A 25257-nucleotide genomic window follows, 5' to 3' on the forward strand; every position below is an offset into this window, starting at 1 on the left:
GAACGGCTGCGGAACGGAGACGCCCCCGTGCGAGAAGCAAGCACAGAACTCCTGGTGGAGCTGGACCCGGACAGCAATGTCACTGACCTTTTGCTCCGGCAGGAAGCTGCCAACGCGGCCCACCCGCTGTACGCCCGGAAAGGCCCCAACGGCTGGACGGATGTGTCCGCGCACAAGTTCCTGCAGGACGTCCGTGCCCTGGCGAAGGGCCTTATTGCCGGCGGCCTGGAGCCGGGCGAGACCGTGGTGGTGATGTCCGCAACACGCTACGAGTGGACGATGGTGGACTTCGCCATCTGGTTCGCCGGGGGCGTGACCGTGCCGGTTTATGAGACCTCCTCCCCCGGACAGGTGGAGTGGATTTTGCACGACGCCGGTGCCCGCCACGTATTCGCCGAAGACCGCGACAAGGTGGCACTGATCGCCGGTGTGCTGGAAACGTCCGCACTCCTGCGGGACCGGCTGGTCAGCGTAGTCAGGATGGATTTCGACGGCGAAGCGCCGGACCTCGCCAGCCTCTCGGCCGCCGGGACGGGGGTTACAGACGCCGAACTGGAGCGTCACCGCACCGCCGCCGGGCTGGCCGACGTCGCATCCCTGGTCTATACGTCCGGCACCACCGGGCGCCCCAAAGGCTGCGAAATCACCCACGGCAACTTCGCGCTGGTGGCCGTGAACGTGGTTGCATTCCTGCCCGAAATCCTCAAACAGCCCCATGCGCGGACCCTGATGTTCCTGCCTTTGGCCCATGTGCTGGCCCGTGCCGTCCAGGTGGCCTGCCTCCATGCAGGTGCCACCCTGGGCCACGTTAATAGTGCTGCAGCGTTGCTTGAGGACCTGGGGACATTCAAACCCACATTCCTGCTGGCCGTGCCGCGGATTTTCGAAAAGGTGCGGGCGGGTGCCACGCACAAGGCTGCCATGGCCGGCAGGTCGCGGATCTTCCGGGCGGCCTCGGCAACCGCCATCCGTTATTCCCTCGAGGAGGACCGTGCCGCCCGCGGGGAAGGCACCGGACCGGGCTTGGCGTTACGCACGCAGCATGCCCTCTTTGACCGGCTCGTGTATGCACGGCTCCGCCGCATGTTCGGCGGCCGCCTGGGTCACATGGTGTCCGGTGCCAGCGCCTTGGCCCCCGACGACGCGCATTTCTTCCGCGGTGCCGGGATCCCCGTCCTGGAGGGTTACGGGCTGACCGAAACCACGGCTCCCTGCACCGCCAACACCGTCACCCGCACCCGGGTGGGCAGTGTGGGCATCCCCCTGCCGGGAACAACCATCCGTGTCGCCGAGGACGGCGAAGTGCTGGTCAAAGGGATCGGTGTCTTCAAGGGGTACCACGCCAACGAAGCGGCCAACGCGGAGGCCTTCGTGGGCGGATTCTTCCGCACCGGGGACCTGGGGGAACTCGACCCCGAAGGGTTCCTGACCATTACCGGCCGCAAGAAAGACCTGTTGGTCACCGCCGGCGGCAAGAACGTGGCGCCCGGACCGCTTGAAGAGAAGATCCGCACGCACCAGCTGGTTGACCACGCAGTGGTGGTCGGCGACGGGAAACCTTACGTAGCCGCGCTGGTCAGCCTGGACCCCGCCGGCCTGGACAACTGGTGCCAGGAGAACAAGGTCAGCCCGTTGACTCTGGCTGATGCGGCCCGGGATCCCCGCATCCGGAGCGCAATACAGACGGCCGTGGACCACGCCAACACCCTGGTTTCGAAGGCCGAAGCGGTCCGCAGCTTCACCATCCTGGCGGCCACCCTTACGGAGGAATCCGGCCACCTGACGCCTTCGCTCAAACTGAAAAGAGCCGCCGTCGTCCGTGATTTTGAAGCCGAGATTGCCGGGCTTTACCGCAGCTAGGCCGCAACCTCAACGGATTCCACGTCATCTTTCAGCAGTCCGCGGCGCCGGCGCGTAGGCCAGGTGAGGATCAGGGTCACCACGGAGACCAGGAAGACCAGCCCGGCAATGACGATGCCCGCATCGATCCAGAACTGCCCCGGGAACAGCCGGATCAGGGTGTCCTCCAGAGCGAACGTCCAGGAACCGCTGGCGAAGAAGATCCGGTGGAACTCCGTGAAGAACTGTTGCCAGCTCAGCACCGCCAGTGCCCCGAGGCCCAGGATGATCGCCAGCGACACGATGGAGCCTGCGAAGAGCCCCCGCCGGACTCCCCCGGGGCTTCGGCGGCGCAGGTACGCGATAGCCACGATGCTGAGTGCAATGAGGAGCGCACCTGCGCCGAAGGCCGAGAGGATGACCGTCTTGACGTCCGCCATGTGGCTGACCTCGCCATCCTTGAACAGGCTGGCCCCACTCCGGTTCACCAGGTCCCCGAGGTATCGGGGACCTGCCCAGTTGCTGAGATAGTCAACCGCGTAGGAGCCGTAGGTCATCCTGTCATCGGTGCTGAAACCGTACCCGTCTCCGGGGAATCCGGGCCGGTTGTATTCGATCCAGAGGAACAGGGGGCTGGTCACGGCCCGGACGGCGAGCACCAGCAGGATCACGGGGTAGAACAGTGCCAGCAGGACCTGCCAGATGCGCGGCGCCACGGGTTTGGCGTTGGCTGCGCTTTCCCGTTCCGCGTTGCGGCGCTCAACTTCCTCCTCGGGAGGGCGGACCTGCAGGGCCGAGGTGGGCAGGGGTTCACTGTAAGGGCCGGACTGGTGGCGTGCGGCGCCCGTGAGCGGGGTTTGCTTGCCTTCGTCCGCCGAAGCCCCTGCGGCGGAAGACCCGCCGGCGGATGACCCTGGAGTGGATGACCCTGGGGTGGATGACCCGACGCTGGCTGGTTCGACCGTTGCCGGCTTGGCGCTGGCCGGATTTGCGTCAGCAGTTTCATCGGCTGCAGGTGCAGCGTCCGCGGATGTGGCGCGGGCGCGCGCAGCGTCGTCAGGCACAGCCGCGGCCTCCGCCGCTTTGCGGTCCGCCCGGCTTTCAGGCTGCCCCGTCATCCAGGCGAACGCGGGCTCGTCGGAGTCCGAAGAAGTATCAAGTTGCGGATCCGGCTGCGGCTCCGTGCGCTTGGCAGGGGTCGGCGAGTTGTCGTTCACAGCAGCGTCACTTCCGTTGGGGTCCGTGCTGCCTGGCTCTGGTCCGGGCAGCGCAGTGTGTCTGGTCTCGAGCCTACCGGCCTAGTTGTCATACTCGGCCCAAGGGATGTTCCAGTCCCCATAGCCGTCGTCCAGGGCGGCGTAATCGCCTTCAGTATTAATGATCTGCACAACGTCGCCCGTGGTCATGTTGTCAAAGACCCAGGCGGCGCCGTCGGGAGCAAACCCGATGCAGCCGTGGGAAACGTTGGTGTTGCCGATATAGGGGTAAGCGGACTCGAGTGCCTGGTGAATGTAGGCCCCGCTGAGCGTCAGCCGAATGGAGTATTCGACATCCACTTCCCCGTAGTACGCCGGGTCCCCGGGTTTGAGGCCAATGCTGGCAGCGCGGAAGTGGTCGTAGCGGTTCTTCTCCATCAGCACCGCGTAGCCGCGGGCGGACGGGAAGCGCTTGTCCCCCATGCTGACCGGGAGCGTCTTGATTACCTGGTCGTTGACGCTGAGGGTGAAGGTGTGCGCGGTGGCGTCGGCAATCGCAACTTTCTTGTCACCGATCCGGATGTTGGCCTTCTTGTTGAAGTTCGCGATCTGGCCTTTGCCAAGATCAACTCCGAAGAGCTGCATGTCCATGGTGACCGTGGAGTTGGCGGCCCAGAAACCTTCGGGGCGGTAACGGACCATGGTGTCGCTGAACCAGTGGAAGGCCCCAACCTGGCCCGCGCTGGAGGTGATCTTGATGGCCTTCTCCACGGCAGCCCGGTTGACCACCGGCTCGCTGAAGACGACCTGGAGGGGCTGGCCCACACCCACCTTCATGCCGTCGAGGGGGTAGATCGCCGCGTCGGCTTCGTGGGTGCTGGACACCGTATTGAATGCCTGCGTGGCCGTGCTTTCGCGGCCGGCCCCGTCGGTCACCACATACGTGTAGCTGTACTCAGTGTTGAATTTCAGCGGTGCCGTGGCCGACCAGCTGCTGCCGTCCGCTGCAAAGGTGCCAGGAATTGATTCCCCTGCCGTGCTGGTAAGCGTGACGCTCTCGATCCTGCCGTTGCCCACCTTCACAGATGCCGGTGTGGCCGGGTTGACCTGTTTGGCGGCGGCGGCAGGGATGATGTCCACCTTGACCGGCGGCACCACCGGTGACGCCAGGCCCGGCGCGGAACGGACAGCGGAGGCCGCCTCCGACTCGAGGGCACCGCGGGCGAGGCCCGGGGCAACGGCCGCGAAGACACCGCCCGTAGCAGCCAGTCCGCAGACGGCTGCCACAACAAGAATCTTTTTGGCCGTCGACATCCGGCGTGGCTTTGCTTCTGGCTCCATAGTCCGATCTTAATGGTTGAAGGTAACAACCCCGGGCGCCGTCCGCGCCCGGGGAGTCACACCTCAGTAACGATAGTGCTCCGGCTTGTACGGGCCGGCGACATCCAGGTCCAGGTATTCGGCCTGTTCCTTGGACAGTTCAGTGAGCTCGACGTCCAGGGCGTCCAGGTGCAGGCGGGCAACCTTTTCGTCAAGGATCTTGGGCAGCACATAGACCTGGTTTTCGTACTCCCGCTCGCCCTCAGCCTGGTCCCGCTTCGTCCAAAGCTCGATCTGGGCAATCGTCTGGTTGGCGAAGGAGTTGCTCATCACAAAGGACGGGTGGCCGGTCGCGTTGCCGAGGTTCAGCAGGCGTCCCTCGGAAAGGACGATGATGGAGCGGCTGTCCTTGCCAGTGGCGGGATCGGCGTCGAACACCCACTCGTGAACCTGGGGTTTGATCTCCACTTTCCGGACGCCCGGGATCCGGGCCAGTCCGGCCATGTCGATCTCGTTGTCGAAGTGGCCGATGTTGCCCACAATGGCTTTGTCGCGCATGCCGGCCATGTGTTCCGCGAGGATGACATCCTTGTTGCCGGTGGTGGTGATGAAGATGTGGCCTTCGCTCAGGACGGACTCCAGCTTGGCCACCTGGTAGCCGTCCATGGCTGCCTGCAGGGCACAAATGGGATCAATTTCGGTGACGATCACGCGTGAGCCCTGGCCGCGGAATGCTTCCGCCGCACCCTTGCCCACGTCACCGTAACCGCAGACGACGGCGACCTTGCCGCCCATCAGGACGTCCGTGGCCCGGTTGATGCCGTCCGGCAGGGAGTGCCGGATGCCGTACTTGTTGTCGAACTTGCTCTTGGTCACCGAGTCGTTGACGTTGATGGCGGGGAACAGCAGCTTGCCCTGCTCAGCCAGCTGGTAGAGGCGGTGCACGCCGGTGGTGGTTTCTTCGGTGACGCCGCGCAGGCGGGAGCCGATCCTGGTCCAGCGCTGGTTGTCCTCCTGAAGCGAGGCGCGGAGCACATCGAGGAAGATCCGGCCTTCTTCGGATTCATCTTCGGCAGCCTCCGGCACGGCGCCGGAAGCTTCGAATTCGACACCCTTGTGAACCAGCATGGTGGCGTCGCCGCCGTCGTCCAGGATCATGTTGGGACCAAGCTCCGGGTCTGCGTCCGCGCCGGGCCACGTGAGGATCTGCTGCGCCGTCCACCAGTACTCTTCGAGCGTTTCGCCCTTCCAGGCGAACACCGGAACGCCCTGCGGGTCCTCGGTGGTGCCGGTGCCCACCACCACGGCGGCGGCAGCCTCATCCTGCGTGGAGAAGATGTTGCAGGAGGCCCAGCGAACCTCGGCACCGAGGGCGGTGAGCGTTTCGATCAGGACGGCGGTCTGCACTGTCATGTGGAGGGAGCCGGCAATCCGTGCGCCCTTCAGCGGCTGGCTGGGGCCGAACTCCTTGCGAAGGGACATCAGCCCCGGCATCTCGTGCTCGGCCAGCCGGATCTGGTGGCGTCCCGCTTCGGCCAGCGAAATGTCGGCGACCTTGTAGTCAATTGTCATGGTGTTCCTTTGCTCTGTCCGATGGCGGCGACGGCGTTAAAGCGTCTGCATGCAGGTCGATGTGGGAGTGAAAGTCAGGACGCAGCGGAGTCGTGCTGGTCGGAGCCGGCCGCGGTGGCAGCCAGCAGCAGTTCCGGCGGCAGCAGGAGCGGTATGCCGTCCTGGATCGGGTAGCGGAGCTTCACGCCCGACTCTCCCGCCGCCGTCGATACAAGCTCTTCGCCGTCCTGGACCAGCGACGAGCCGGTCACGGGACAGCGCAGGACGGACAACAGTTCAGGACTGATCTTTGCCATGGTTGGATGCTCCCGAAAGGGCGCGCGTCCGCGCGCCGGTGGCTGACTGATTAGCAGGTTCAAGCCTACCGCCACTCCAGCATCGGACAGGTGCAGGTCCGGTGGATTCGTGATCCGGCACGATGTCCGGGGCAGTGGAGAATCAGGACGGTTCGCGCAGGATGCGGAGGTGGCCCCGGCGTGTGCCTTCGGCACCGGCCGGCGCTTCCAGCGCCGAGTGTGCAGCACGCTGGGCCGGCGTTGTCTGCGGCTTGGGCGGCAGGGCTGCCGCTTCCCGGACTGCGTTGGCCAGGGCAAGGAGGTCGTCCGGGCCGGGCTGCTGGGGAGTGGTGGGCATCGCCAGCCGAAGCACCTCCCAGCCGCGGGGAACTGTCAGTGACCCGGCATGCTGCTCGCACAAATCGTAACAATGCGGCTCGGCGTAGGTGGCAAGGGGACCCAGGACTGCGGTGGAGTCCGCGTAGACGTACGTCAAAGTCGCCACCGCTGACTGACGGCAGGCCGATCGTGAACATTGACGGATAGCTCCCACGACATCACAGACTACTCTGCCTGACGTTCGTTTCCCGGTATTTGCCGCACCAACCGCCGTGCCCCGGGCCTGCCGGCGGTGAGTCTCGCGTAAAACTGCGGCCGGGTTTACAGTCAATGTATGCAGTCATCGAACCATGATTCAGCTTTTTCGGTCCGTTTGGCTGACCCGGACGCCTCCGGTACAGAAACGGGACCAAGCTCAACGGGCCGGAGTTTTGCGATGCGCCGCCGGAACCGCCACGGCCGCGGCCTGCGGGGGGAACTCGTCCTGCCCACTCATCCCGGATACCGGACGCGTTCTGACCGTTTTGATGACTTGGTCCTGGACTCCGCTCAGCGGCTCCACGACATCTGGGGAAAGACGCTGGACGGCGTTCGATTTGCCGTGGACGAGATCCCGCCGGACCTGGAGCAGCTGGTGGCCCAGGCTGCGCCTCCGCCGATGGGTGCCTACACGCCGGCAACGGACGGGGAAGGCCCGGTGATCACCTTGTACCGCCGGGTGGTGGAACAGGGTTGTGGCAGCCTGGATGAACTCCAGGACCTGGTGCACGACGTTGTGGTGGAGCACACGGCAGAGATGCTCGGAGTGGCCCCGGAGACGCTGGATCCGGTCTACCGCCGCAGGTACTGACCGCCCGCCTGGCTTTCGTTGTCGAGGTAAGTAGCCGAGGTTTAGTAGCCGAGGGAGACCGCGACCTTTTCCTGCCCCGACGCGGCAGGCATCAGGGCCAGCGTGGAAATGTCCTCCCGGCCGTCCTGCTGCAGCAGCAGGGCCCCGTAGGCGGCGTCGCCCGACGCTGAGACCACGTAGGCCACCACGGCCGACTCCTCCACTTTCTCGGGAAGCTTGATGGAGGTGGTGGTTCCGCCGGCGACGTCCGCAGTGGCTGCCGGGCGGATCCTGCCGTCGGCTGTCACGGCTGCGTAGGAAATGGTGGCCCTGTTCTCCAGCACGCCGAAGACGAGGCTGCGGTCACCGCCCTGGGGCACCGGAACAACGTGCTGGCTGCCGAGCCTGACGCCCGAGGCCGCCCACGCCACATCGGAGGCCTTGGTGCCGTTGACGCCGCGCGTTACACGCGCCGAAGCCACGAATGAGACGTCCGAGCTGGTGGACACCGTGTAGCGGCCGGCCGGGACGCCTGCCAAGGAAATCTCGGTGGCGGAGCCTGCCTTCGCCGTGACCACGCCGCCGCCGGGGAGGGCCTTCTGACCATCGCGGCCGAAGAGCTTGACCTCCACCACGGCGTCGGAAGGGCCGGGCACGGTGATGTTCAGAGCGGGGCCCGCGTCGCCGAAGCCCGACTTCCCCGTCATCGCTGAAATGCCGCCGGCGTCCTGGATGTCCAGGCCGGTCATGACCTGCCGGGCAGCCGGCGCGGCCCCCGGCGTGATGAAGTCCAGGCCGCCCGGCGTCAGTCCCCTCAGGACGCTCTGTTGAATGACCGCAGCGACGGGACCGCCGGCGCTCCGGACATGGACGCTCAGTTGCCGCTCACCGGGAGCCAGGCCGGCGAGGACGAAGGAACGGGTGGTTCCCGGGGCGACGAGGAGCCCCCTGCTGCCGGGCGCCTGGATCTGGCCCTTGCTCCCAAACAGCTCAAGGCTCACGGTAGCGGGAGTGCTCGAGGCGTTGCTGAGGACCAGGACGGATGTGCGCCCCACAGTGGTGCTGGCGCCGGCGAGCCAAAGATCGTTGGCCGGCGGTGTGCAGTTGGCTGCCGCGGTCCCTTGCAGGTCGCCGTCCGTTGCCGAGTACTTCAGCGCACCGGCCGCTGACGGTTTCTGGCCGGCCATCGCGTCCGCCCCCAGCACGGTGGCACCGCTGACCCGGTGACTGTTGAGCACCCCGGCCTTCAGGTCCTGCGGACCGGACTGAGCCGGCTGGGTGCCGCCTTTGGCGATCTCGACGGCGGGAGTCCCGTTAAGAGTGGAGAGCAGGCTGGCGGGAAGGACACCACCGGGGGCGCTCAGCACCGCGCCGGTGACGACAGTCTCCGCCGTGGCGGACTCAGGGCTGAATTGGGGGTCAGTGCCGGCTTCGGTGCCTTCGAGCAGGCGTGCCGGTCCGGGACAGACGCCGATGCTCGCACCGGCGGGAACGGAGGCCTGCACGGCCGGGATGGGACGGCTGCCTGCGGGCTGGGGGGCGAAGGATGCCGCAGCAACGATTCCGCCCGCCGCGGCAACGATCGCCAACGCCGAGACAAGGCCGGTGAGCATGTCCTTGGTCGGTTTCCTCCGGGGAGCAGGCTTGGCTGGGCCAGTGGCGCCGGCATCCGCCGGCGGTACGGCCGGAGGTGCGCCTGCCGGTGCGCCCGGCGTCCCGTCCTGCTCCTCGACGCTGCCCGGAGCAGGCTTGGGGGCCGCCGGGGCGGGAGTTGGAGCGGTGTTATGCATTTTGGTGTTCCTTACGCAAAGAGCCCTCGTCCCGTGACAGCCCGGTGTTGGGCCGCCGTGCCGGCATCGGCAGGGCGAGCATCACAGTGAGCCCGAACACCGTGACCTGCATGATGCCTGACCACAGGGCCCACGGGGCGTCATAGCGGATGGTCAACTGACCGGCTGAAGCCGGCAACGTGAAGGCCTGGGCCGAGCCGGAGGTGGTGGACGTCAGTTTCTGCCCGTCGAACCAGGCGCTCCATCCGGGATCCGCCCGTTCAGCAAGAGTTACGAGCCGGCCTTCCGGGCCCGCCGGGACGGGGCTGTCGACGTCGTCGTTTTTGGAAGGCACCAGGGTCACCGTGGCTCCGGCAGGGTCCACAATCCGAACGCGGTGGGCGACGTCCGCTGGCTGCAGGGCAGGCTGGTTGAGCGGGGTGATCCGCCAGAGCCAGCCCACATCCGTCTGCCCCACGGCAACCAGGCCAGGCACGGCGTCCATCCTGCTCGCGGTTAACTGGGCTGCTGTGTCCGCGGAGCGCAGCACCACAAACCCGGCACCCAGGCGCTCCAACTCCGGCCGGGGATCCACACCCTGCCCGGCCACCAGTGTGGCCACAACGCTGCGCAGCGAGCCTGTGACGTCGTCGTCTTCCCGGATTGTCTCCTGGCCCGGGGCACCCATGATGTTGCGGGCTGCCGCAATGGCGGAAAGGCTGTCCAGGGTGGTTCCCGCACCGCGCATCAGGGCCGCGTCAAACGTCCCGTTCTCGTGGGTGCTGATGAGCAGGGTGCGGGACTGCTCCGGCCCGGTGCCGCGGTCAATCGCCGTGGCGGGAAGGGTCCGGGCGCTGGCCGCCTCAACGAGCCGGGGCGTGCCCAGCCCGGCGTCCGCCGGACCGTCGGAGGCCTGCGCCGGGGCGGCGGGCCGAAGGACGTTCTGGGCAGACCATACGGCCATGCCTGCCAACGGACCGGCCAGGAGCAGCACCATGGCGACGGCGGTGGCAGCACGAAGTGCCACGCTGCGGCTGGCGTTCCGCGAGGCCGAGCGGTGTGCCGCGTCCAAGAGGCGCTCCGCGCCGATGAGCGCCGCTGCCAGGAGTGCGAAACCGGCGGCGGAAACAGCCGGGCCGGTGAACGGGGTAACCAGGCTATCGGCGCTGGCGGCCGTGGCGACATGGCTGGCAAGCCAGCCGCCCACCAGGATGATCAGTGCCGCGGCCCAGAGGGCGCGGGCGGTCCGGCTCCGTTTGCCAGGGAGAAAAAGTGCAGCCACTCCCAGCAGCAGGACCGGGACGGCCACAAGCAGTGCCAGGAGAATCGCCCAGGGGACGGCTCCGCCGCTGAACCAGGGAAGGCCGGACAGGCCGCCATCCGGAGCGAACAGCAGCGGCTGGCCCAGCACCTGCTGCCACAGCGGGGCCGCGTCAAATCCGAGCGGCACACCAGGATCAGCCAGGAGCGCACGCGGCCTGTCGATGACGGAGAGCCCGAACGGAACAAACAGTGCGGCGCTGGGCAGCAGCGCCCACCACACGGTGCGCCCACGCCTGCCCAGTATCAGCCCGCACAGCACAATCAGCACCGCAGCAGGGACCAGGAGCACGGGTGCGCAGGCCGCCACCACGGCCAGGGCCAGGCCGGCGGCTGCCGCGGCAGTCCAGGACGGCAGGCCGTTGATCCCGGGCCGTGCAGGCGGCTTTTCGGGGAACCGGAGCTCCCCCGGTGACGGCAGGGCGAACCTCCCATGGCCCACGGCGCTACCTGTGGCGCGCAGCAGTGCCAACACCAGCAACGGGATCATGATGTGCGCGATCAGCGCCCCCGCCCGGCCTTGGTTGAGGGCCACCTGGAGGGCTGGTGCGGCAGCCCAGAAGAGCGCCGCAATGAAGCGGAAGCGTCGGCGGACGGTTACCCCGCCAGCGGCAAACCACGCCGTTAAACCGGATAGCGGGGCAGCGAGCTGAAGCAGCCAGGCCATCGCCGCGTTGGCATCTCCGCCACCGAGAACGCCGAGGATCCACAGCACGTAGTCGAAGGGGTCACCCTTGCCGGGAAGGCCTGCCCCCAGGCTGATCCACCAACTTGAGGCGTGATGCCAGATTTCGCCCAGGGAAGCCGAGACCGGAATCAGTCCGCCCCCGGAAACGGCTTCGGCCCGGAACAGGCCGCTGAGAGCTGTGAGCGAAGCGGCCGACGCAATGATGATGGCAGCGAGAGCGCCGGTGCCCACCCAGCCGCGCTCGGTGGTGGTCAGCGCCGCGAAGTCGTCGGAGGAGTCGCCCGTCGGTTGGTCCGCCAGCGGATCCTGGACCAGGCCGTCGGCGGTGGACTTGTCCGCGCCCAGCGCTTCGATGAGCGAGCGGCGGTGGTTCCACACTTCACGGCGGGGGGTCTGCAGTTTCTTGATGACAGACCGCCGGATCCGGCGTGTGCTGGCTGCCGTGCGGCGCGATTTGGCCAGCGCGGCAGGCCTGGCCAGGGCCGCGAACGTGGCTACGAGTTGAGAGAAGCCATGTCCCGGGTCCTTAACGGCGACGCTGAGCACGAGTTTAAAGAGGCTGCCGAGCAGCGCGCCCACGGCGTGGACAGGAACCTTCCACAGGGGCGCGTGCTTCAGCCGGAGGTGTACCTGTGCTTTGCGGGCTGCCGAGGGGTTTCCCTGCCCGTGCGGCCGATGGGCAACATGGAACATCCGCGCCGTAGGCACCACCACCACTCGATGCCCGGCGAGACGGTTGCGCCAGCAGAAGTCCACGTCATCGCCGGTGCCTGGCAGGGCGGGATCGAAGCCCGACAGGTGTTCCCAGATGTCACGCCGCACCAGCATGCCGGCTGAGTTGACAGCAAAGGTGTCCGAACGGCCGTTGTACTGGCCCTGATCAAGTTCATCGGCGTCGATGAGGGTAAGGCGCTCAGCCCACCTGCTGGTGGACAGTCCGACGTCGATCAGGCGGCGTTCGCTGTGCCAGTCCAGTTGCTTGCACCCGGCCACCGTGACAGAGGGTGCGCGCTCCACGGCACCCAGCAGCTCCGCCAACGCCTCCGGCGCCGGAGCTGCATCATCATGGAGCAGCCAAATCCACTCTCTGGCGGCCCGGTCCGGCTCACCTCCCCAGGGCGAGCGCGCGCTGAGGCCGGCGCGCACAGCGCCGCCCATCCCGCTCCTGCCGTGGGGAACACCAATGACGTTCTCTGGTCCCAGAGCCCGTTCGAGGAGGGCAGCAGAGTCATCGCGCGAGCCGGTATCCACTCCGATGACGGAATCCGCTGGCCGGGTCTGGTCCGCGAGGGCGGCCAGGGTTCTGGGGAGATAGGCACTGCCGTTGTGGGAAACCACAACGGCAGTGACGTGTACTTCCTGAAGAATTAGCTTGCTCGCTTCCTTAGCCGCCGGCGTTCACGCTCGGAAAGGCCGCCCCAAATGCCGAACCGTTCGTCATTCGCCAGCGCGTATTCGAGGCACTGTGAACGCACATTGCATGCGCCGCACACTTTCTTGGCGTCGCGTGTGGATCCACCCTTTTCCGGAAAGAACGCTTCCGGGTCAGTCTGGGCACACAGGGCATCAGTCTGCCAGCCAAGTTCACCTTCGTCGTCAAAGTCCTGCTGGAACGGCAGTCCGATCCATACCGGCTGGGTCGCTTCCGGGCCGGGAGTGCGCAGTTCCATGGGCGGGTCAAGGTCATCCTCGTCATGTCCGCCGTCAAGGAGCGCTTCGTGGGCCGCCAGGAAGGCCGTGGCCTGGTCCTGGAGGGAATCCTTTGTGGTGCGGTTGTAGCGGTCCGCAGCGTCAGGATCGGCGGGATCCACATACCAGTCGCTGGGTACTCCCCTTGCGCGGTATTTCGCCGTAGCCTGGCCGGCGACGGCATCTTCATGGATACGCTCTGCTTGCCCCACGGCGACCCTCCTGAAAGTTTGCTGCCACTGCATGGTTCCCGTTGACACTCGGTTGAGAGCGGGTATTTATGCAGTCGCTTTCGATATCTAATTACACGTGTGTAACTAGCGGAGAGTCAAGCCGTCGCCGGATAATAATCACCTTTTCCGGCGAAACGCCGTCACGCCACGCCCGGATAATTTTCACCACGCTCGGCGCGGCGGACGGCGCAGGCCCCGGAACGACGACCGCGGGACCGGATTCCCATGAATACCGGCCGAATGTACAGGCGCGAAGCCAATAAGACAAATAGGCGGACGAATTAACTGTGACTAACATCACAGGGCTTTTCGCCTGGTCAAAGCCCCGGCTCGGCGGCCCCGGGCGTTTTCCCCGGGCCGGGCGTGGCCCCCGGCACGCGTGGCAAGATGGTGCCATGAGTATCCCGGCGATCGAACTGATGACCAGCCTGCGTTCCGGCCACTCCACCTCTCCCCGGCTCACCTGGTACGGACCGGACTCCGAACGGGTGGAACTTTCAGGCCGGGTTCTGGACAACTGGGTCGCCAAAACCGGCAACCTGCTGCAGGACGAACTGGACGCCGAACCGGAAATGCGGTTGCGCCTTGACTTACCGGTCCATTGGAAATCAATGATTTGGGCCCTCGCCGCCTGGCAGCTCGGCATGGAGACAGTCCTTGACGGGGGCGAGGCCGATTTGCTCGTTACGGACAACCCCGGAACCGGGGCAGGAACGTACGACGCCGTCATTGCCGTCGCGCTGCCCGCGCTGGCGATGCGGTGGCCGGGAGAACTTCCTGCCGGAGTCATCGACTACGCGGCGGAAGTGCGTTCACACGGTGACATTTTTATGGCCCACTCAGATCCGTCCGGGTCCGGCTTCGCTGTCACCGACCGACGGGGAACGCGTCACCGCCACGCCGACCTGATCACAGGTTTCTCGGCACCGCACGATGAGGGCGTGAGGCTCCTGGTGACGGCAGGCGATGGTTTGGAAGCGGCATTGGCGAACTGCCTGGGCGCCTGGCACGGCGGGGGTTCAGTGGTACTGGCCCACCCCGAGGTGCAGCTAACGGACCAGCTCCTGGCAGCGGAACGCATTCAGGGGACGTAAGCATTCAGGGAACATAAGGGATGCCCGTCCCGCCAGCTCAGGGAACTCCACGGGAGCCGCGGCCGGCGAAGGACGCGGCCTCAGCGGTCAGGACTGCCTGGTACTTCCCGATGCATCCTGATCAGGAACTTCTGAGCCGCGTGCGCCTGCGGGACCTCCCGGGATGCTTGCCGCCGCGGCCTTGTCCTGGGGATGCCCCTCGATGATCTCGTGGTCGTGCGAGAACTCCGGCTCCTGGTCCAGTTCCTGGTTGAAGACAAGGAACCGGTAGGCAAAGAAGCGGACCACGGTGGCCACCAGGATGCCCACAACTCCGGCGGCGAACAGCATGTTCTTATCGGTCACGTTAAACGAATACTTGGCCAGGGCCGTGAATCCCGTGGAGATGCCGATCCCGATGCCGTTGATGAGGATGAACATCAGGAATTCGCGGAGCACATTGGCCTGCCGCCGGTGCCGGAATGTCCACAGCCGGTTGGCGACCCAGGAGAAGATTGTGGCGATGCTGGCGCCGACGAAGCGGGCCTTTGCTTCGCTGTCCGTCATGGGGCCGTGCATCAGGTAGTACGTCAGGCCGTTGTCAATGACGAACGCCACACCGCCAACTGCTCCGAACTTGGCCACCTCGCGCCAAAACAGCGAGGCTAGTCCCCGGATACGATCTGCGAGTGAGTTAATCATGACCCTCCATGGCCGTCCGTTCTGTGGGCCACACGGCCAGAAGATTATTTTAGCCCCCAATTCTGGGAACCAATTTGCCAGCCGTGTTGTGCTGCGGCCGAATTATGGGGTTTGCGGGCCTCGTGGCGCCCCAAAGCCGGGATCCGGCGACCTTTTCTGTAGGCTGGCATATGTGACTTTTCCAGTAATCGGCGTGGTTGGCGGCGGCCAGCTTGCGCGCATGATGGCCCCAGCCGCCACCGCCCTTGGTTTCGAACTTCGTGTGCTTGCCGAAGCTGAGGACGTTTCAGCCGTCTCAGCCGTCTCGACGTCGCCGGTGGGTGACTACAAAGATCTCCAGACTCTGCTCGACTTCGCGGACGGGCTGGATGTCATGACGTTCGATCACGAACACGTGCCCAACGATCACCTTCGCGAGCTCCTGGCCGCCGGCGTCAACGTCCAGCCCGGTCCCGATGCCCTGGTGAACGCGCAGGACAAACTGGTCATGCGCGCGGCCATTGACAGGCTGGGCCTCCCCAATCCGGCGTGGGCCGAGGTCGCCGACGTCGCCGCCCTGGTGGAATTCGGTAACAACATCGGCTGGCCCGTTGTCCTCAAGATGCCGCGCGGAGGGTACGACGGCAAGGGCGTGCAGATCGTCGGCTCTCCCGAAGAGGCTGACGGGACCGCTCCGTGGTTCGAAGCCATGAGTCCGCTGCTCGCCGAAGCGAAGGTTGAATTCAGCCGCGAATTGTCCGCCCTGGTGGCGCGGACCCCCGGCGGCGAAGCGAGGGCCTGGCCCGTGGTGCACACCATCCAGGTGGACGGTGTCTGCGACGAGGTCATTGCCCCCGCCCTAGGCATCCCCCTGGAGGTTGCGGCAGCGGCCGAAGACGCGGCGCTGCGCATCGCCAACGAACTCGGCGTCACCGGCGTGATGGCCGCCGAACTCTTTGAAACTCCCGGGACCGGAACCGGTTTCCTCATCAACGAACTCGCCATGCGGCCGCACAACACGGGTCACTGGACACAGGACGGCTCGGTCACCAGCCAGTTTGAACAGCATTTGCGGGCAGTCCTGGACCTTCCGCTGGGTGCTACCGACGTCCTGGGCCCGGTGGTGGTGATGAAGAATTTCCTCGGCGGCGACAACCAGGACCTCTTCTCGGCGTACCCGGCTGCCCTCGCCAGCGAACCGGCAGCCAAGGTCCACTGTTACGGCAAGTCGGTGCGGCCGGGACGCAAGATCGGCCACGTCAACCTTGTCGGCGACTCCACCGACGACGTGGACTCAGTGCGTCGGCGCGCCACCCGGGTGGCTTCCATCATCCGGGACGGCCGGATTCCGGCCGACGATCCAGCACGCATTTCCGAGGAGAACGCATGAGCATCGAAACCACCGCCGGCGGCGGGACTGCCGAAACCGGCACTGGACCCATCGTGGGACTCGTCATGGGGTCGGATTCGGACTGGCCGGTGATGGAGGCCGCGGCTGATGCTCTGGCTGAATTCGGCATACCTTTTGAAGCCGACGTGGTGTCCGCTCACCGGATGCCCACGGAAATGATCAAGTACGGGCAGAGCGCCCATGAGCGCGGCCTGCGCGTGATCATTGCCGGTGCCGGCGGGGCGGCCCACCTGCCCGGCATGCTCGCCAGCGTGACTCCCCTGCCCGTTATTGGCGTTCCCGTCCCGTTGAAGACCCTTGACGGCATGGATTCCCTCCTGTCCATCGTGCAGATGCCCGCCGGCGTCCCGGTCGCCACCGTGTCCATAGCGGGCGCCCGCAACGCCGGCTTGCTCGCCGTCCGCATCCTCGCCTCGGGCACGGACGCAATGGCAGCGTCGCTTCGTGCAGACCTTGTTGACTTCGCCCAGGAGCTCAACAATGCGGCCGCCCGTAAGGGAGCCAGCCTCCGGCAGAAGGTCAGCGAGGTCTTCGCTGACGGCAATGGCGTCCTCCGGGGCAGCCGCTAGGCCGGGAACATGTCCAGAAGCGAACTGCAGCACCCCGCCCCCGGCCCGGTCATGACCGACCCCGTACGGTTTCCGTCCGGCGCCTCGTCCCCGGTCCGGACCAAACGGGCCTTTGTCCTGCTGCTGATGACCCTTCTGGTGCCCGGAAGCGCCCAGATTGTGGCCGGTGACCGTAAACTGGGCCGAACCGCGCTGCGGGTGACCCTGGCCGTCTGGGTGGTCCTGGTGGCAGCAGTGCTGCTGTTGGTCCTCAACCGCACCCTCCTGATAAACGTCATCACCAACCCCTTCGCTTCGCTGGTGATCATCGTGGTCCTCGCGGCGCTCGCCCTCGGGTGGGCGTTCCTCTTTCTCAATACCCTGCGGCTGATCAGGCCGGTCCTCCTGGCACCGGGGGCGCGGCCCGCCGTCGTGATTTCCCTTGTTATCGCCTTGGTCCTGAGCAGCGGCACGTTGGGTTATGCCGCCTACCTGCTCAACGTCGGGCGCAACGCCATCGGCAATATCTTCTCCACCGGCCCTGCGATCGATCCCGTGGACGGCCGCTACAACTTCCTGATGATGGGCGGGGACGCCGGTGATGACCGCACCGGACGGCGCCCGGACAGTCTCTCGGTCCTCAGCGTCGACGCCAAGTCCGGCCAGACTGCCATCATCTCCGTGCCCCGCAACCTCCAGAACGCCCAGTTCAGCGAGGGCTCCCCGATGCGCAAGATCTACCCGGACGGGTACAACTGCGGTGACGAATGCCTGATCAACGCCATCAACACCGAAGTGACCAACGAACACGCAGACCTCTACCCCGGCATGGCCGATCCCGGTGCGCAGGCCACGCTCGAGGCCGTCTCGGGGACGCTCGGCATCAAAGTCCAGGCCTATGTCCTGGTGGACATGGCCGGCTTCGCCAAACTCATCGACGCCATGGGCGGCATCAAGATCAAAGCCGGCGGCTGGGTGCCGATGAGCGGCTATTTCGACGAGGTGACGCGGACGCACGGCATGCCGCTGGGTTGGATTCCCGCCGGTGAACAGACCCTCGATGGCGAGCATGCGCTGTGGTACGGACGGTCCCGCGAATACGTCGACGACTACTCCCGGATCCAGCGCCAGCAATGTGTCCAACAGGCCATGCTGAAGCAGTTGGACCCCGCCACCCTGCTGTCCAAATTCGAGGACATCGCCAGTGCCGGCACCAAGGTGGTGGAGTCCAACATTTCCTCGTCGCAGCTGGGCAGTTTTGTGGATCTGGCCATGAAGGCTAAGGGGCAGCAGGTCAAACGGCTCACCATCGGGCCGCCCGACTTTGACGCATCCTTCTCCACCGTGCCCGACTTCGACGTCATCCACACCAAGGTGGACCAGCTCCTCGCATCGGCCTCGGGACCGCAGGCTGATGCACCCACCGACGGAATGGTGGAGGCAGCCGCTGCGGGCGGACACCTGCAGGCAGCGGCACCCTTGAGGCCGGTTGCCGGACTTCCAGCGGACCTGCCTGCGCAGCAGACCCCGCCGCCGTCGGACTTCACCCCGGTGACCACAACGCCCGACGGCGAACCGATCACCGCCGAGCTGCTGAACCAGCTCAAGCGCCAGGGCAACGAAGAGGCCATCCGCGAGCTTGTGGCCACTAACGGGCAGTGCGCGCCGCTGTAGGAGCGCTGCCTCCCGCACCTCACACAGACATCACTGAAGAGCTGAATACTAAGGAATGGACCGGCTGTGTACGAACTTGAAAACGCCCTCCGCGACTATGCCTGGGGATCCAGGACGGCCATCGCGGAGCTTTTGGGGCGTCCGGCGTCCGGCGGTCCGGAAGCGGAACTGTGGATCGGCGCGCATCCGGGGGCCCCTTCAATGGCCCGCCGCGCTGACGGCTCCGAAACACCCCTGGATGCGTTGATCGCCTCCGATCCCGAGCACTTCCTCGGCAGCGAGTCGGTGGCGGAGTTCGGGCCGCGGCTACCGTTTCTGACAAAGATCCTGGCGGCCAACGAGCCTTTGTCACTTCAGGTTCACCCCAGCCTCGAGCAGGCCAGGGCCGGTTTTGCCCGGGAAGATGCTGAGGGCATCGCCCCTGACGCGGCCCACCGGAATTACCGGGATGACAACCACAAGCCGGAAATGATCTTCGCGCTGACTCCCTTTGAATCACTCTGCGGATTCCGGGCTCCTGCCGCCACCCGGAAGATCCTGGCCCATATCGAAGCCTGTTTCGACCTGGTCGCATCCAAGGTGCCGCCCCTGCTGACCGAGCTGATGAACGACCTTGATTCAGCCGACGAACGCGTGGGCCTGAGGAGCGCGCTGGAACGGCTGATCAACGGCGGCGAAGAGGTTGCCGGGGCTACGGCCACTGTGGCTGCTGCCCTGAGCTCGGGCGCTTCGCTGGCACCGTACGAAACGGAGCTGTCCACGGTGGTGAGCCTGCACGCGCAGTACCCGGGTGATCCCGGCGTCCTGATCTCGCTGCTGCTCAACCGCATTTCGCTGGCACCCGGCGAGGCTGTATACCTGCCCGAGGGCAAAATCCACGCCTATCTGTCCGGCTTGGGTGTGGAAGTCATGGCCTCCTCCGATAACGTCCTCCGGGGCGGGCTGACACCCAAATTCGTCGACGTGCCCGAACTCCTGCGCACCGTCGACTTCACTTCCGTGGAAGTTCCGAGGCTGCATCCGGAAATTTCCGGTTTGGGCCAGGAACTGTACCGGCCGCCGTTCCGGGAGTTCCAGCTTCAGAGGATTGAACTGGCCCCGGGCGCAGCGCCGGTTCCGCTCGCACAGTCAGGCGCCGTGGTCATCATTGTGGTGGAAGGTGTTGTGTACCTGGACTCCCCCAAGGGCGACCTGCAGCTGGCCCGCGGCGGCAGTGCATTCCTGGCCGCCTCTGAGGCCCCCGTGAATGTCCACGCCGTGGCCGCTGCGGCGGAGAAGGCCGTCGCGTTTGCCGTCACCACCGGCGCTCCTGGCGCCGGTTCCTAACGCCAGCTCCTAACGCCGGGTAACTTTTGCCAGGGCCTGACGGGCGGCCGGCAACGCCTGGCGCGCAGCGGGGAGGGCCCTGCGTGCGGCGGGCACGGCGTTCTGCAGGCCGCGGCGGGCTGCCGGCAGGGCCTTGCGTGCCGCCTGCAGCCCCTTGCGGGCGGCAGGCATGGCCTTGGCGTACACGGGGTAAAGCGGTGACAGCGGGCGCTCCCACGTCCCCATCAGCATGTTCTCGTGCTTGGCGAACTGCTTCTTGAAGTCGGAGATTCCATCGTTGAGGAGGCCGTTGAAGTCGTAGCGCCCGCAGCCGTCCGCGCGCATGGCCTGCAGGGCGGCCCACTTGACGCCGTAGTTCACGCGCTGCTTCTGGCCATCGGCCGAGACGCCCCCGTAGAGCTCAAATGCTGTCGCGCCGCTGCGGGACAGCCAGACGAAGGCCAGCAGCCGGCCGCCGTCGAACGCCCCGATGATGGGTGAGCCCTCGCCGAGGTTGGTGAAGATGTCCCGGTAGTACTGGTCCTCGTGGATTCCGAAGCCGGCACGGGCGGCGGTTTCATGATAAATGCCCAGGACCTGCTCGAGCTCCGCGGCGCTCTGCACCTTCCGGAATTCCACCTCGCTGCGCATCGCCTTGCGGATGTTGGCGCGGGTGGACTTGGACATGTCAGCCATCAGCTCATCATCTGTCTTGGCCAGATCAAGGATGAGGGTGCGCGGGATCAGCACGGTGTTGGCGGATGGCTTGAAGCCGGCGGCAGCAACTGCGCCTTCGTAGGGGGACTCGGCGTCCCAGTCCGGCTCGATGCTCAGCGCGACGCCCCGGTGGCGTGAGGAAGCATAGGAGGCGAGCTGTTCCAGGACGGCCGTAGCGTTTTCGGCGGTGCACATTGGCCCGCGCGGTACGTAGACCAGGGCCCGGAACGGCACGGGCAGCCTGCGGATCAGCAACTGGGCGCAACCAAGAACGTTTTCACCGTCAGCCACCAGGACGCGGTCCACGGACCAGCCGTGCATGGCCTTGGTCTCACCCCAGCCCCACAGTTGCTGCGGATGCCCTTGGAGCCGGTCAACATGTCCGTCCCAGACGGCGCGGTCAGTACAGGGCACAACGGCAAGACTCATGAATTCAACCCTATACCAAGGCCCCGTACCGGCCCTTCACGGCCGTGCCGGGCCGGGAAGCCGGGCCGGGAAGCCGGGCCGGGAGGCCGGGCCAGGAACCGAGACGCCATGCAGAAGAGCGCCCCACCGCAGATGCGGTGGGGCGCTCCTTTAACTGCGCCGCGCCTAGTTCTTGCGGGCGTAGCCTTCCCACTTGCTGGCCTGGTGCTCACCCTCAACGAAGCGGATGGTGCCGGACTTGGAACGCATCACGATGGACTGGGTCAGGACCTTGTCCTTGGAGTAGCGGACACCCTTGAGGAGATCGCCGTCGGTGATGCCGGTGGCCGCAAAGTAGCAGTTGTCGCTCGACACGAGGTCGTTGGTGGACAGAACGCGGTCCAGGTCGTGGCCGGCGTCGAGGGCCTTCTGCTTTTCGTCATCGCTGGTGGGCCACAGCCGGCCCTGGATGACGCCGCCGAGGGACTTGATGGCGCAGGCCGCAACGATGCCTTCCGGGGTGCCGCCGATGCCCATGAGGGCGTCAACGCCGGTCCCGGAACGGGCTGCGGCGATGGCGCCGGCGACATCGCCGTCCATGATGAACTTGGTGCGCGCACCGGCTTCGCGGATCTCCTCCACCAGGGGGCGGTGACGGTCGCGGTCCAGGATCATCACGTTGAGCTGGTTAACTTTCACGCCCTTGGCCTTGGCGATGAGGTGCAGGTTCTGCTTCACCGGCAGACGCAGGTCAACCATGTCGGCAGCCTCGGGGCCCGTTACGAGCTTCTCCATGTAGAACACGGCTGAGGGGTCGAACATGGAACCGCGTTCGGCCACCGCGAGGACGGCAAGGGCATTGTTGATGCCCAGGGCCGTGAGCCGGGTGCCGTCGATCGGGTCAACTGCAACATCGCACTCGGGGCCGGTGCCGTCGCCAACGCGTTCGCCGTTGAACAGCATGGGGGCTTCGTCTTTTTCCCCTTCGCCGATGACCACAACGCCGTTGAAGTGGACTGTCTGCAGGAAAGAGCGCATGGCGTCCACTGCGGCACCGTCGGCCTTGTTCTTGTCGCCGAAGCCCACCCAGTGGCCGCCGGCGATGGCTGCGGCTTCGGTGACGCGGACAAGCTCGAGTGCAAGGTTGCGGTCCGGCTCGTCAATGCCGACGGCGAGCGACGGGGAAAGTGTGGAGTACTTCTGGGTCATGGACGCTGGTGACACGTGAACCTCTTCTTCGAGTGGCGATCATTGGACCCGCTCAGCCGGATTCAGCCGACGCGGTGATTCCTCTGCTACTGATCATAGTCGCGGCGCCACCTCAGGGTGGTGGCATGACGCCGGGACGCAACATGGCCCTCAGGGCGGACGGGGGCCCGACTGTGAGTTGAGCCGTTGCATGGGCGACTATAGAGGGGTGAGTGAAATGCAGGAAAAGACCAGCCCCGGGACAGATCCCGCAGAGCCCGGACGCGCCGCAGGGGGCACCCCGCCGGCCGACCAGCCTGTGGTGAAGCCCGTCATCCCGGCCGCGGCCGCCAAGCGGGCCAACGCGTCCGTGATCGGCATGATCGTTGCCCTGGTGGTCAGCATCGGCGCCTTCCTGCCCGTGATCCTGATGAATCCACTTCCCAAAACGGACGGATTCCGGCCGGACATCAACGTCAGCGCGGTATCCCGGAACGCTGCGGATGTGGCGGGATTCACACCGGCGGCGCCGGATACCGGGGGCGGGTTCCGGCCGAATTATGCACGCTGGGAATCGGGAAGCGGCAGCGGCGTTCCCACCTGGGAGGTGGGCTACATTACGCCGAAGGAAGCTTTCATAGGCCTGGTCCAGACCCGTCAGTCGAACCCCACCTGGCTGCTGCAGCAGACCAAAAGCGCCCCGGTTACCGGCACCCGCGACGCCGGCGGCCACTCCTGGGAACTCCGGGATGCGGGAAAAGGCGAGAAGAGCATGATCCTGGAGTACCGCGGAACTACCGTTATCCTCACCGGGACGGCGCAACTGGACGAGTTCACCGTCCTGGCGGCCGCCGTCGTGAAGTCCATGGACAGCAATCCCGGCGCAACAGTTTCACCGTCGGCCAGCCCCGCGCCGTAAAGTAGCACGGTGACTACATACCTGACTCCCGCCCTCGCCTGGCGCCGGCTGCGCGAAGGCAACGAACGTTTTGTCAACGGTGAATCCTCGCATCCCAACCAGGATGCATCGCGCCGGTCCTCGCTGGTGGAGAACCAGCATCCGTTTGCCGTGATCTTCGGCTGCTCCGATTCGCGCCTTGCGGCGGAAATTATTTTCGATCTGGGCCTCGGTGACGCCTTCGTGGTGCGAACGGCGGGACAGGTGATTGACGACGCCGTCCTGGGATCCTTGGAGTACAGCATCAGCGTGTTGGGGGTTCCCCTGATCGTGGTGCTCGGGCACGACAGCTGCGGTGCGGTCAGCGCCACCAAGGACGCCGTGGAGACAGGCCAGATGCCCACCGGGTTCATCCGCGACTTGGTGGAGCGGATCACTCCCTCGGTACTGACGTCCCTGCGGAACGACCAGCACGCCATCAACGAGATGGTGGTGGAGCATACGAAGCAGACCTCACAGCGGCTCGTGGACAGTTCCCGTGTGATCTCCGACGCAGTGGACAAAGGGCAGGCCGCCGTCATCGGCTTGAAGTACAGCCTCGCGGAAGGCCGTGCGAAGTTGGTTTCGGGCATCGGCGAGCTTTAGGCCACGCCCCTGGCGAGTGGCCGTAGCATGCAGTTCACGGTTTTAGCCCGGGGCGCACCTCGTCCTAAGCTAGCCCCATGACTTCCACTGAAGAATTCCGCATTGAACACGACACGATGGGCGAAGTCCGCGTCCCCGTGAACGCCCTGTACCGTGCACAGACGCAGCGTGCAGTTGAGAACTTCCCCATCTCAGGCAAGACCTTGGAGCGCGCCCACATCGAGGCGCTCGCCCGGGTCAAGAAGGCGGCCGCGCAGGCCAACGCCGAACTTGGGGTGCTCGACGGCGAGCTGGCCAAGGCGATTGCCGAAGCCGCCGATGAGGTAGCAGCGGGCAAGTACGACGGCGACTTCCCGATTGACGTTTTCCAGACCGGCTCCGGCACGTCCTCGAACATGAACACCAACGAGGTCATCGCCGAACTCGCCACACGCGCCCTGAAGGCTGCCGGCAGCGACAAGGTTGTTCACCCGAACGATCACGTCAACGCCTCGCAGTCCTCCAACGACGTTTTCCCCACGTCCGTCCACGTTGCCGCCACTTCGGCCCTGATCAATGACCTCATCCCGGCCCTCGGCTACCTGGCAGAGTCGCTGGAGCGCAAGGCCGTTGAGTTCAAGGACGTCGTCAAGTCCGGCCGTACCCACCTGATGGACGCCACCCCGGTGACCCTCGGCCAGGAATTCGGCGGCTACGCAGCCCAGGTCCGCTACGGCATCGAGCGCATCAACGCCTCACTCCCCCGCGTCGCCGAAGTTCCGCTCGGCGGCACGGCCGTGGGCACCGGCATCAACACCCCCGCAGGCTTCCCGGAACGCGTGATCGAACTCCTCGCCACCGATACCGGCCTGCCGCTGACCGAAGCCCGCGACCACTTTGAAGCACAGGCCAACCGTGACGGCCTCATCGAAGCCTCCAGCCAGCTGCGCAACATCGCGATCTCCTTCATGAAGATCAACAATGACCTGCGCTGGATGGGATCAGGCCCCAACACCGGCCTCGGCGAAATCGCCATCCCGGACCTGCAGCCGGGGTCCTCGATCATGCCGGGCAAGGTCAACCCCGTGATCTGCGAGGCGTCCATCATGGTCTGCGCGCAGGTCATCGGCAACGACACCGCCATCGCCTGGTCCGGCACCAACGGTGCCTTCGAACTGAACGTGGGCATCCCGGTAATGGCCGCCAACCTGCTCGAGTCCGTCCGCCTGCTCGCGAACACGAGCCGCGTGATGGCCGACAAGATGATCGATGGCATCACCGCCAACGTGGAGCGGGCCCGCTTCCTGGCCGAGGCCTCACCGTCCATCGTTACGCCGCTGAACAAGCACATCGGCTACGAAAACGCCGCCAAGATTGCCAAGAAGGCAGTGGCGGAAGGCCTCACCATCCGCGAGACCGTTGTAGCCATGGGCTTCCTGGAGCGCGGAGAACTGACCGAAGAGCAGCTGGATACCGCCCTGGACGTTATGTCCATGACGCGCCCGCCGCACAAGGCATAGGTTCGCACCGCTTTTCCCCGCCAGCGGAGTCCCGATTTCGGGCGACGGCGGCCGTTCACCTTCCCAGGGAAGGTGGGCGGCCGCCGGTGGTTAAGGCCGCAACCCGCGCGACCACCACCGCCGCCACCCGGTCCCTTGCCG

Annotated in this window: 21 protein-coding genes; 10 read left to right on the forward strand and 11 right to left on the reverse strand. The window is 65.9% G+C overall.

Features of this window, described 5'->3' with window-relative positions; genetic code table 11:
* The first annotated feature begins 27 nt into the window (after positions 1-27).
* Positions 28-1860: an AMP-dependent synthetase/ligase gene (locus PY310_RS02865; RefSeq protein ID WP_275212645.1), complete on the forward strand. Its 1833-nt coding sequence runs from the start codon at positions 28-30 to the stop codon at positions 1858-1860.
* Here PY310_RS02865 and PY310_RS02870 read toward each other — a convergent pair.
* The 5 genes from PY310_RS02870 to PY310_RS02890 form a co-directional block, all read right to left on the reverse strand.
* The gene (locus PY310_RS02870) at positions 1857-3056 is read right to left on the reverse strand and encodes a TIGR01906 family membrane protein (RefSeq protein ID WP_275212646.1); all 1200 of its coding nucleotides are present in this window, start codon (positions 3054-3056) and stop codon (positions 1857-1859) included. The genes PY310_RS02865 and PY310_RS02870 overlap by 4 nt on opposite strands.
* 81 nt (positions 3057-3137) lie before the next feature.
* On the reverse strand, positions 3138-4376 hold the full coding sequence (locus PY310_RS02875) for a L,D-transpeptidase (RefSeq protein ID WP_275212647.1): 1239 nt from the start codon (positions 4374-4376) through the stop codon (positions 3138-3140).
* Positions 4377-4439: 63 nt separating this feature from the next.
* The gene (ahcY, locus tag PY310_RS02880; protein WP_275212648.1) at positions 4440-5927 is read right to left on the reverse strand and encodes an adenosylhomocysteinase; all 1488 of its coding nucleotides are present in this window, start codon (positions 5925-5927) and stop codon (positions 4440-4442) included.
* A 74-nt stretch (positions 5928-6001) separates the two neighbouring features.
* Positions 6002-6223: a Trm112 family protein gene (locus PY310_RS02885; protein WP_275212649.1), complete on the reverse strand. Its 222-nt coding sequence runs from the start codon at positions 6221-6223 to the stop codon at positions 6002-6004.
* Positions 6224-6365: 142 nt separating this feature from the next.
* Positions 6366-6755 (reverse strand): DUF3499 domain-containing protein, encoded by a 390-nt coding sequence (locus PY310_RS02890; protein ID WP_275212650.1) that lies wholly within the window; start codon positions 6753-6755, stop codon positions 6366-6368.
* 120 nt (positions 6756-6875) lie between these two features.
* On the opposite strand from PY310_RS02890, the gene PY310_RS02895 reads away from it, so the two are divergent.
* Complete coding sequence (locus PY310_RS02895) at positions 6876-7391, forward strand: metallopeptidase family protein (RefSeq protein WP_275212651.1); 516 nt, start codon at positions 6876-6878, stop codon at positions 7389-7391.
* Positions 7392-7432: 41 nt separating this feature from the next.
* Here the strand turns inward: PY310_RS02895 and PY310_RS02900 are convergent, their stop codons facing one another.
* From PY310_RS02900 to PY310_RS02910, 3 genes are read right to left on the reverse strand one after another with little or no spacing between them, the layout of a single operon-like run.
* On the reverse strand, positions 7433-9160 hold the full coding sequence (locus PY310_RS02900) for a DUF5719 family protein (RefSeq protein ID WP_275212652.1): 1728 nt from the start codon (positions 9158-9160) through the stop codon (positions 7433-7435).
* Entirely contained in the window at positions 9153-12485 is a 3333-nt protein-coding gene (locus PY310_RS02905; protein ID WP_419095442.1) for a glycosyltransferase, read from the reverse strand. Before PY310_RS02905 ends, PY310_RS02900 begins: the two co-directional genes overlap by 8 nt.
* A gap of 29 nt (positions 12486-12514) precedes the next feature.
* On the reverse strand, positions 12515-13048 hold the full coding sequence (locus PY310_RS02910) for a WhiB family transcriptional regulator (protein WP_275212653.1): 534 nt from the start codon (positions 13046-13048) through the stop codon (positions 12515-12517).
* Between the two features lie 416 nt (positions 13049-13464).
* Between PY310_RS02910 and PY310_RS02915 the strand changes: the two genes are divergently transcribed.
* Positions 13465-14163, forward strand: coding sequence for a TIGR03089 family protein (locus PY310_RS02915; protein WP_275212655.1), 699 nt, complete (start codon positions 13465-13467; stop codon positions 14161-14163).
* An 87-nt stretch (positions 14164-14250) separates the two neighbouring features.
* Here the strand turns inward: PY310_RS02915 and PY310_RS02920 are convergent, their stop codons facing one another.
* Positions 14251-14844 carry a GtrA family protein gene (locus tag PY310_RS02920; protein ID WP_275212657.1) on the reverse strand — a complete coding sequence of 198 codons (594 nt, stop codon included), beginning with the start codon at positions 14842-14844 and terminating at the stop codon, positions 14251-14253.
* Between the two features lie 172 nt (positions 14845-15016).
* Between PY310_RS02920 and PY310_RS02925 the strand changes: the two genes are divergently transcribed.
* From PY310_RS02925 to manA, 4 genes are all read left to right on the forward strand, one after another.
* Positions 15017-16213 (forward strand): 5-(carboxyamino)imidazole ribonucleotide synthase, encoded by a 1197-nt coding sequence (locus PY310_RS02925; RefSeq protein ID WP_275212658.1) that lies wholly within the window; start codon positions 15017-15019, stop codon positions 16211-16213.
* Positions 16210-16803, forward strand: a complete 594-nt coding sequence (purE, locus tag PY310_RS02930) for a 5-(carboxyamino)imidazole ribonucleotide mutase (protein ID WP_275212659.1) — start codon at positions 16210-16212, stop codon at positions 16801-16803. The genes PY310_RS02925 and purE overlap by 4 nt, the downstream gene beginning before the upstream one ends.
* A gap of 9 nt (positions 16804-16812) precedes the next feature.
* The gene (locus tag PY310_RS02935) at positions 16813-18456 is read left to right on the forward strand and encodes an LCP family protein (protein ID WP_275212660.1); all 1644 of its coding nucleotides are present in this window, start codon (positions 16813-16815) and stop codon (positions 18454-18456) included.
* Positions 18457-18522: 66 nt separating this feature from the next.
* Positions 18523-19782 (forward strand): mannose-6-phosphate isomerase, class I, encoded by a 1260-nt coding sequence (gene manA / locus PY310_RS02940; RefSeq protein WP_275212661.1) that lies wholly within the window; start codon positions 18523-18525, stop codon positions 19780-19782.
* A 9-nt stretch (positions 19783-19791) separates the two neighbouring features.
* Here the strand turns inward: manA and PY310_RS02945 are convergent, their stop codons facing one another.
* Positions 19792-20907: a lipid II:glycine glycyltransferase FemX gene (locus PY310_RS02945; protein ID WP_275212662.1), complete on the reverse strand. Its 1116-nt coding sequence runs from the start codon at positions 20905-20907 to the stop codon at positions 19792-19794.
* Between the two features lie 165 nt (positions 20908-21072).
* Positions 21073-22095, reverse strand: coding sequence for a class II fructose-bisphosphatase (gene glpX / locus PY310_RS02950; protein ID WP_275212814.1), 1023 nt, complete (start codon positions 22093-22095; stop codon positions 21073-21075).
* Between the two features lie 217 nt (positions 22096-22312).
* On the opposite strand from glpX, the gene PY310_RS02955 reads away from it, so the two are divergent.
* From PY310_RS02955 to PY310_RS02965, 3 genes are all read left to right on the forward strand, one after another.
* On the forward strand, positions 22313-22993 hold the full coding sequence (locus tag PY310_RS02955; protein ID WP_275212815.1) for a DUF4245 domain-containing protein: 681 nt from the start codon (positions 22313-22315) through the stop codon (positions 22991-22993).
* Positions 22994-23002: 9 nt separating this feature from the next.
* Positions 23003-23617: a carbonic anhydrase gene (locus tag PY310_RS02960; RefSeq protein WP_275212663.1), complete on the forward strand. Its 615-nt coding sequence runs from the start codon at positions 23003-23005 to the stop codon at positions 23615-23617.
* Positions 23618-23694: 77 nt separating this feature from the next.
* Positions 23695-25116: a class II fumarate hydratase gene (locus tag PY310_RS02965; RefSeq protein WP_164201475.1), complete on the forward strand. Its 1422-nt coding sequence runs from the start codon at positions 23695-23697 to the stop codon at positions 25114-25116.
* The last annotated feature ends 141 nt before the right edge of the window (positions 25117-25257 follow it).

It is taken from the genome of Pseudarthrobacter naphthalenicus (assembly GCF_029076445.1).
Lineage (GTDB): Bacteria > Actinomycetota > Actinomycetes > Actinomycetales > Micrococcaceae > Arthrobacter > Arthrobacter naphthalenicus.